This is a genomic window from Limnohabitans sp. (genome assembly GCF_031538885.1).
GTDB lineage: Bacteria > Pseudomonadota > Gammaproteobacteria > Burkholderiales > Burkholderiaceae_C > Limnohabitans.
Genome location: NZ_JAVKLW010000035.1, coordinates 1 through 8013, shown reverse-complemented (window position 1 = coordinate 8013; position 8013 = coordinate 1). Strand labels below are relative to the sequence as shown.

At 54.7% G+C, this 8013-nt stretch carries 7 protein-coding genes and 1 pseudogene; 1 reads left to right on the top strand and 7 read right to left on the bottom strand.

The window, feature by feature from the left end; translation table 11 throughout:
* The 6 genes and pseudogenes from RMS03_RS02255 to RMS03_RS02230 form a co-directional block, all read right to left on the bottom strand.
* A pseudogene (locus RMS03_RS02255) lies at positions 1–290 on the bottom strand (class 1 fructose-bisphosphatase); the annotation flags it as partial.
* A 55-nt stretch (positions 291–345) separates the two neighbouring features.
* Positions 346–1032: a ribulose-phosphate 3-epimerase gene (rpe, locus tag RMS03_RS02250; protein ID WP_310625493.1), complete on the bottom strand. Its 687-nt coding sequence runs from the start codon at positions 1030–1032 to the stop codon at positions 346–348.
* A gap of 16 nt (positions 1033–1048) precedes the next feature.
* Positions 1049–1786, bottom strand: coding sequence for an HAD-IA family hydrolase (locus RMS03_RS02245; protein ID WP_310625492.1), 738 nt, complete (start codon positions 1784–1786; stop codon positions 1049–1051).
* A complete protein-coding gene (gene cbbX, locus RMS03_RS02240; RefSeq protein WP_310625491.1) occupies positions 1783–2715 on the bottom strand; it encodes a CbbX protein in 933 nt (310 codons plus the stop codon). The genes RMS03_RS02245 and cbbX overlap by 4 nt, the downstream gene beginning before the upstream one ends.
* Positions 2716–2744: 29 nt before the next feature.
* Entirely contained in the window at positions 2745–3179 is a 435-nt protein-coding gene (locus tag RMS03_RS02235) for a ribulose bisphosphate carboxylase small subunit (RefSeq protein WP_310625490.1), read from the bottom strand.
* 23 nt (positions 3180–3202) lie between these two features.
* Positions 3203–4660, bottom strand: coding sequence for a form I ribulose bisphosphate carboxylase large subunit (locus tag RMS03_RS02230; protein WP_310625489.1), 1458 nt, complete (start codon positions 4658–4660; stop codon positions 3203–3205).
* 156 nt (positions 4661–4816) lie between these two features.
* Between RMS03_RS02230 and RMS03_RS02225 the strand changes: the two genes are divergently transcribed.
* Positions 4817–5752, top strand: a complete 936-nt coding sequence (locus RMS03_RS02225; protein WP_310625488.1) for a LysR family transcriptional regulator — start codon at positions 4817–4819, stop codon at positions 5750–5752.
* Positions 5753–5776: 24 nt separating this feature from the next.
* Here the strand turns inward: RMS03_RS02225 and RMS03_RS02220 are convergent, their stop codons facing one another.
* Positions 5777–7792: a TonB-dependent receptor domain-containing protein gene (locus RMS03_RS02220; protein ID WP_310625487.1), complete on the bottom strand. Its 2016-nt coding sequence runs from the start codon at positions 7790–7792 to the stop codon at positions 5777–5779.
* Positions 7793–8013: the final 221 nt, after the last annotated feature.

The following is an 8013-nucleotide window of genomic DNA, read 5'->3' as shown; positions in this document are numbered from 1 at the left end:
CCTGCCAAATGGCCGCCCCACGCGTTCATGCGAATGAACAAGTCGTTGCTGATCACATCCAGTTTTTTCTGCGTCTCACCCTGCACATTGATGCTGCCGCCCGCGTCTGCCGCGTGGTTGCCGTGTAGATCGGCCAACGCGCCATAGGCGACCGACTTGGCAATGGCTTTGCAGGCCATGGCCACATCCAAAATCAAGGCGTTGAAGTCGCCACTGGCTTCGGGGAAGCGGCGGCGCTGCTCAATCAGGTATTGCGTCAAGGTGGCGGTGGTGTGAGGGTTGAAGGACATGAGGTTCTCAATTTAAAAAAATGGGGTGGCGTGTGCGGGATTAGCTTGTAAGGGCTCAGGCGGCGGCGGTTTTGAGCGCCTGCATCACCTGGCGGTAGCCACCGTCGGCATCGGGCGCACCAAACACAGCGCTGCCTGCCACGCACACGTCGGCACCTGCAGCCACGATGTAGCGGATGTTGTCGGTCTTCACGCCACCATCGACCTCCAACGCAATCGGTGCGCCATCTGCTCGCACATGAGCGTCAATGCGTGCGCGGGCCAGTCGCAATTTGGCCAGCGTGGCGGGGATGAAAGCCTGGCCACCAAAGCCAGGGTTGACACTCATCAACAGCACCACATCGACCTTGTCCATCACATGGTCTAACCACGCCAGTGGCGTGGCGGGGTTGAACACCAAGCCCGCTTGACAACCGTGGTCGCGAATCAAAGCCAAGCTGCGATCCACATGGCGGCTGGCCTCGGGGTGAAAAGTGATGATGTTGGCCCCCGCTTTGGCAAACAGCAGCACCAAGGCATCCACAGGCTCGACCATGAGGTGAACATCAATGGGGATTTGCACATGCGGGCGGATGGCCTCGCACACACCAGGGCCGATGGTGAGGTTGGGCACGTAGTGGTTGTCCATCACATCGAAGTGAACCCAATCCGCACCCGCAGCCTCAATGGCACGCACCTCCTCGCCCAAGCGCGCAAAGTCAGCCGACAAGATGGAAGGGGCAATGCGAACAGGGGATGACATCAAGGTACTCCGAGGCTCAATGGATGTGGCGGGTATGCCATTGGCGCAGTTGCGCCAACTGCACATCCGATAAATCTGGCACGACACGCAGTGCCGCAGCAAAGTCTTGCCCCTGCGTGAAGGCGCTGGGGGTGATGAGTGTGGGCAAGCCTGCCGCACAGGCGGCTTGCAAGCCGTTGGCCGAGTCCTCGACCGCCAAGCCGTCTTGCGGGCGCAGCACCAGCCGCGACAAGACCTGCTGGTACACCATGGGGTGCGGTTTTTTACGCGGGGCGGTGGATGCGTCTTCGATCACTTGAAAGTGCATACGCCAATCAGCACCCATGGCTTTGCGCAGCAAGGCCGCAATGTTCACTGGCGAGGTGGTGGTGGCAATGGCCAGCGTCAACCCCGCCTCAGCCGCCTCATGCAACAAGGGCAAAACACCTGCGCGCATCTGCACCAAGCCGTCGTTGACGGCTTGCTCATAGGCGGCTGTTTTGATTTCATGCAAACGCTCAATCGTTTGCTGCAAGGACGACGCGTTCACCTCACGCGGCATGTCGCCAAGGCTTTGCCAGTAAGCAGCGATGCGCTCTTTGCCGCCAGCGACAGACAGCAAGCGCGTGTAGAGCGGCACATCCCAGCGCCAATCCAAGCCCATCTCGGCAAAGGCGTGGTTGAACGCGGCCAAGTGCGCCATCTCGGTGTCGGCCAGCGTGCCGTCCACGTCAAAAATGAGGGCTTGCAAGCGGTGCTCACTCGTGCGGTTCATGCACTCGCCCCAGCAAATAAACGACTGCCATAAATATCGGCTGCGGTCAGTGTGGTGAGCGCCTCTGCGCTGTAAGCCACGTCCACATTGGCAAACAAACGACTGGCTTGGCGCAACCGCGCACGATCCAGCGCATTGCGCACGCTGCGCGCATTAGCAAAATGCGGCTGCGCCATGCGCAAAGCCAAATACGCGCCAAAAGCAGTTTGGGCAGCCGCATCCAGCGCATAGTTTTTTTCGGTCAGCATGTGACTTGCAATCACCATCAGCTCATCCAGCGCATAGTCAGGGAAATCCAAGTGATGCGCGATGCGTGAACGCATGCCAGGGTTTGACTGAAAAAATGTGGCCATGCGATCCTCATAGCCCGCTAAGACGACCACCAAGTCATCGCGTTGGTTTTCCATGACTTGCAACAAAATTTCAATCGCCTCCTGTCCATAGTCACGTTCGTTTTCGGGGCGATACAAGTAGTAGGCTTCATCAATAAAAAGAACGCCGCCCATGGCTTTTTTAAGCACCTCTTTGGTTTTGGGTGCGGTGTGACCGATGTACTGCCCCACCAAATCGTCGCGCGTGACCGAGACCACATGGCCTTTGCGCACATAACCCAAACGATGCAGGATTTGCGCCATGCGTAGCGCCAACGTGGTTTTGCCCGTGCCTGGGTTGCCTGTGAAACTCATGTGTAAGGAGGGCACTTGCGAAGCCAGTCCCTGCGCTGCGCGCAGCTTATCGATCACGAGCAGTGCCGCAATATCGCGGATGCGCGACTTCACGGGTACAAGGCCCACCAGCTCGCCCTCCAGCTCAGCGAGAACCTCTAGAACTTGCGAAGCGGCCAACACATCAGCCACCGTGCGTGGCACGGTAGGCGTGAGTGGCGCGGCGTCAGCGCCGCGTGTGTTGAGGGTACTGTCGTCCAGCATGACAAGTCATCCGTGCGCTTGGCCGCCGCTTAATAACGCTGTGCTTCAGGCTTGTCCGCACCGTAGCCGCGTGTGGTGTAGCGCAGCGAGCGACCATTGACCTCTTGACGCTCCAGCATGAAGCCAGGCTCGGTTTTGGGGCGATTGACGATAAAACTCATCGCAATCGACTCGACACCGCGCGTGGCGTCAAACGCCATCAAGCGAATGTATTGATTGCCAAAAGTTTTGCGGCAGTCGTTAAGCTCTTGCAGCACGCCCGCCGCGTCTTTTAAATCAAACATCGGCAAGCCATACATTTCCCAGTAAGTGTTGCGCGGGTGTGGATCGTCGGTGTATTCCACGCTCCAGGCGTAACCTTTGGCAAGGCCGTATTCGATTTGCAAAGTGATTTCAGCATCGGTCAAGTCAGGTAAAAAACTGAATTGGCCTTGGGTCAATTTACCCATTGGATTGGTCATCATGGTGCGGTTCTCCTTAGAAGAAATTAGTTAGACGCGGTAGGCGTGTTGGCGTAATCGCTGGTATCGGTTGAGGTGTAGTTAAAGCTGATGTCACCCCAGGTATCGAGCGCGGCTTTGAGCGGAGCGCAGCTTTGCGCAGCTTTGCGCAAAATCTCGGGACCTTCGTTTTTGATGTCCTTGCCCTCGTTACGCGCTTTGACCATGCACTCCAGCGCCACACGGTTGGCTACCGCCCCCGCTTGAATGCCTTGTGGATGTCCGATCGTGCCGCCACCAAACTGCATGATGCAGTCGTCACCAAACAGGTCTAACAACTGATGCATTTGCCCTGCATGGATACCGCCCGAGGCCACGGGCATCACCTTTTTGGTGTCCGCCCAGTCTTGGTCAAAAAAGAGTCCGCGCGGCAAATCGGTTTTGGTGTAGCTGTCGCGACACACGTTGTAATAGCCCTGCACCGTCATAGGATCGCCCTCTAACTTGCCCACCGCCGTGCCCGTGTGCAAATGGTCAACCCCTGCCAGGCGCAGCCACTTGGCAATCACGCGGAAGCTCACACCGTGATTTTTTTGTCGTGTGTACGTGCCATGCCCTGCGCGGTGCATGTGCACAATCATGTCGTTTTTACGCGCCCAGTTGGCCATGCTTTGAATCGCCGACCAGCCAATCACGAGGTCCAGCATGATGACGACCGAGCCCAGATCTTTGGCAAATTCGGCGCGCTCGTAGATGTCTTCCATCGTCGCGCCCGTCACGTTCAGGTAACTGCCCTTGACCTCGCCCGTCACCGCCTGTGCTTTGTTCACACCGTCCATCACGTACAAAAAGCGATCGCGCCAGTGCATAAAGGGCTGCGAGTTGATGTTCTCGTCGTCCTTCATGAAGTCCAAGCCACCCTTGAGGCCCTCGTAAATCACACGCCCGTAATTGCGCCCCGACAAACCCAGCTTGGGCTTGGTGGTTGCCCCCAAAAGCGGACGCCCGAACTTGTCTAAACGCTCACGCTCTACCACCAACCCCGTAGGTGGACCCTTGAATGTTTTGACATAGGCGACGGGAATACGGATATCCTCAAGCCGCGCAGCCTTGAGTGGTTTGAAGCTAAACACATTGCCAATCAAACTGGCCGTCATGTTGGAGATGGAGCCTTCTTCAAACAAGATCAGGTCATAGGCCACGTAGGCAAAATATTGCCCAGGATTGTTAGGCACTGGCAGCACCTTGTAGGCCTTGGCGCGGTAACTGTCGCAGGCGGTCAACCTGTCTGTCCACACAACAGTCCACGTGGCAGTAGAAGACTCGCCCGCCACCGCAGCGGCCGCCTCCTCAGGATCAACGCCGTCTTGCGGCGTGATGCGAAACAGACAAATGGTGTCCGTTTCTTTCGGCACGTAATCGGGCATCCAATAGCCCATTTGTTTGTATTTCAACACGCCAGCGCTGTAGCGTTTTTTGCTATCCATGATCAAAGTCTCAGTCATTGCAGTTACTCCCAAGCGTTAAAAATTTTTAACTTGAGAAGGACTGTAAAAAGTAAGTCTAAAAAAGTAAATTCAGAAATTATTGGGAACCGATTAAGATATTACTGAATACTTTCTGTCTGTTTTTTCTTCTTCTTTTTTCTCGCCATAAACCCCATGAAAAACGCCACCTTCCGTCAGCTGCGCGTCTTTAATACGGTTGCTAAAAACCTGAGCTTTTTACGTGCCGCTGAACAATTGCACCTGACACCACCAGCGGTCACCATGCAAATCAAAGAGTTGGAAAAGCACGTGGGTCTGCCTTTGTTTGACCGGAGTGGTAAAAAAATCAGCCTCACCACCACAGGCGAGTACATGCTGCTCTACGCACGAAAAATTCTTGCCACACTCAAGGACGCAGAGGATGCCGTCGCACGGCTACAGCATGTCGAAACGGGCATATTGACGATTGGCATGGTGAGCACGGCCAAGTACTACTTGATGCGTATGCTGGCCGATTTCCAAGTCAAGCATCCCGGCGTGGACATTCGGCTGACCGTGGGCAACCGCGAACAACTGGTGAAGATGCTGCAAGCCAATGAAGTGGACATCGCCGTCATGGGGCGTCCGCCCAAAGAACTGCAAACCCGCGCCGAACCGTTTGCCGCGCACCCGCATGTGTTTGTGGCCGCACCGCAGCATCCACTGGCCGAGCGCAAACACATCGGCGTCGAAGAATTGCGCGGGCATGATTTCATCGTGCGTGAACAAGGCTCGGGCACACGCGCCGCCATGGAAAAGTTTTTCACCGCTGCCCATGTGCAAGCCACCCTCAAAGTGCAAGTGCAAAGCAGCGAAACTTTGAAGCAAGCGGTGATGGCGGGTTTGGGGCTGGGCTTTGTCTCCTTGCACACGATTGGCTCAGAACTGGCCCATCACCAAATTGCCGTGCTCGATGTGGTGGGAACGCCCGTGGTGCGGGCATGGAACGTGGTGCATACGCAATCTAAAATGCTTTCGCCTGCCGCCGAAGCGTTTCGCTACGAGATGCTAGAAAACGGGGAGGCCTTTTTGGCGCAAAAGTTTGGTCAATTCTTACCCGTGCGGGCGTGAGACAGCGCCTGTGCAGTAAAGAGTTCAAAACCGCATTCTGGTGGTGAGCTTGACCGTACGAGGCTCAGCGGGATGCACATGCACGCCATTGACGCCGCCAACTGGTTCACCTGCTACTCGCGAGGTGTAGTAGTAACTGATGTCGTTATTTTGACGACCGGTCAAATTCAACACGTCCAACGCAACATTCCAATCGTTTGTAATTTTCCTGTTTACACGCAGATTGGCTGTGACACTGGCGATTGACCGAGCGCCGTTGTCCTCAATCAAAGGGGCGGCGCCGATGTAGCGAACACCCAATGAGCCTGACCACGGCCCCAAGTTGCGCAACGTAAAAGCCAAATTGGAAACTTTCTGTACAGCATTGGCGATGTAACTTCTTGCGAGGTCACTGTCTGTGTACCTGGGTCGATTCCATGCGAAATTGGCGTCCATCAAAAAATGCTCCCCAGGCGTCCAATGGTTACTCCATTCAACACCTATACGACGACTGGGACGACCCGCTTCGTTGTCGCCTGCGTCTCCCACATAAACCAGTTCGGAATCGAAAGCGAGTCGCCAGATGGCCAAGGTTGTTTGAAGGTCTGGGATGATTTGCGATTTCATCCCAATCTCTTGTCCACGCGAGCTGACGAGGCCAGGTACCGAATCAATGGGCTGTCCTGTCTTGGGGCCTACTTTGGCAGTGGTACCACGTGCATCGTTGCTGTGAAAACCTTTACCCGTATTGACGAAAAACTCTGTCTTGTGCCATGGCCCGAAGATCACGGACAACTTCGGCGAAACCTTGGATTCAGCAGTGCTTCCAGAATTTTGTTCCTGTGAATGGCTGGTAACTTTGGCATTGAGTTGGTCAACTCTCAAACCTGCGACGGTTCTGAGCCAACTGTTCCAACCCATTTCGTTTTCGCCATAGATGCCCACCAAGGTTTGTTGAACATCGTCATCGCGAACGGTCGACTGAATTTGTTTAGACACAGTGTCATAGAGTCCAACGCGAATTCGGTCTTGCCGCATCTGCACACCTAAGGTATTTTGCATGCGGCGACCATCGTTAAAATCGATAAACCACGCTCTATAGGCTTTACCACCCCACACAGACCTGTCGTCAGTCTGAGCAAACTGATCGTTGGTTCTGTCGAGACTGTAAGTAAAGTTGGAAGACAAATTCAGGTCGTACTTGACGGCATACCACTCGATTTTTATCAACTCATAGTCTGATGTCTGGTGCCAATGCCCCGACAAACTGGTGCGATTTGTATTGCCGCCGTCCGACGGATCCAGCGAATCGAATCGACCAAACGGTTGCCCCTGATAAGTTCCTGCATCAATCAGACGCTGGGGAATTTGATCCGTTGAATTCCAATGTGCCGAATAAGCAGACAGACTGGTTGACCACCCCTCGCGTGGGCTGCCACCGCTGAGTATGAATTGGGCATTGGTTTTACGAATCCCTTCGGGCACAGTCCACGGCCCATTGTTATTCAGTCGCTCAACAGCTGAGAGCAAGGTCACCCCCTCGCTCACATCTCTGGAAACCGCAGCAACACCTCTCAAGTAGCCACGCTGTCCAATCGTCACGTCAGCAAACGGTCTGTCTAACTTGGTTCGATAGATGAAGTTGGCCGAGCCAGCGGATGAAAAATCTCCGTCGGACGCGAAATAAGGGCCTTTGCGATATTCAACCCGTTGCACCAATTCAGGAATCAGAAAATTTAAATCGCTATAGCCATGCCCATGGGCGTGAGTAGGCATGTTGACGGGTACGCCGTTGACCGTGGTCGCAAAGTCTGTTCCGTGGTCAAGGTTCATGCCACGCAAAAAGTATTGATTGGCTTTGCCGTCTCCAGAGTGCTGCGTCACCACCATGCCAGGGATGTACTCCAGAACCTCTGCAGGCCTCAACATGGCACGTTCACGCAGCAACTCAACCCCCATCACACCCTGACTTGCCGCATCGCTGTTGCCAATCGCGTTGTCGTAATGCCCAACAACCTCGACAGCAATTGATTCATGAGCCCTTAAGTCAGCCAAGGTCATGAACAGTCCAAAGCTGATAAAAACCCTGGACAAGCAAACGGTGTAACTCCTTACGGGTCTAAGTTTTTTGTGCATGGCTTTTCTAAGGAAGGTCTGCACAACGCATGAATTTGTAGCGTGACTTGTTACGGACTTCACGATGTGCAATTGTGTGCGTCGATAGCACGATTTTTCGGCGTAAGAGACCCATTTCGTCATCCCACCTTTGCCCTCAGGCCCCT

Coding starts and splice junctions, on each gene's coding strand:
- cbbX (WP_310625491.1), bottom strand. CDS start 2,715: ATGCTGGACGACAGTACCCTCAACACACGCGGCGCTGACGCCGCGCCA.
- RMS03_RS02235 (WP_310625490.1), bottom strand. CDS start 3,179: ATGATGACCAATCCAATGGGTAAATTGACCCAAGGCCAATTCAGTTTT.
- RMS03_RS02245 (WP_310625492.1), bottom strand. CDS start 1,786: ATGAACCGCACGAGTGAGCACCGCTTGCAAGCCCTCATTTTTGACGTG.
- rpe (WP_310625493.1), bottom strand. CDS start 1,032: ATGTCATCCCCTGTTCGCATTGCCCCTTCCATCTTGTCGGCTGACTTT.
- RMS03_RS02220 (WP_310625487.1), bottom strand. CDS start 7,792: ATGACCTTGGCTGACTTAAGGGCTCATGAATCAATTGCTGTCGAGGTT.
- RMS03_RS02230 (WP_310625489.1), bottom strand. CDS start 4,660: ATGACTGAGACTTTGATCATGGATAGCAAAAAACGCTACAGCGCTGGC.
- RMS03_RS02225 (WP_310625488.1), top strand. CDS start 4,817: ATGAAAAACGCCACCTTCCGTCAGCTGCGCGTCTTTAATACGGTTGCT.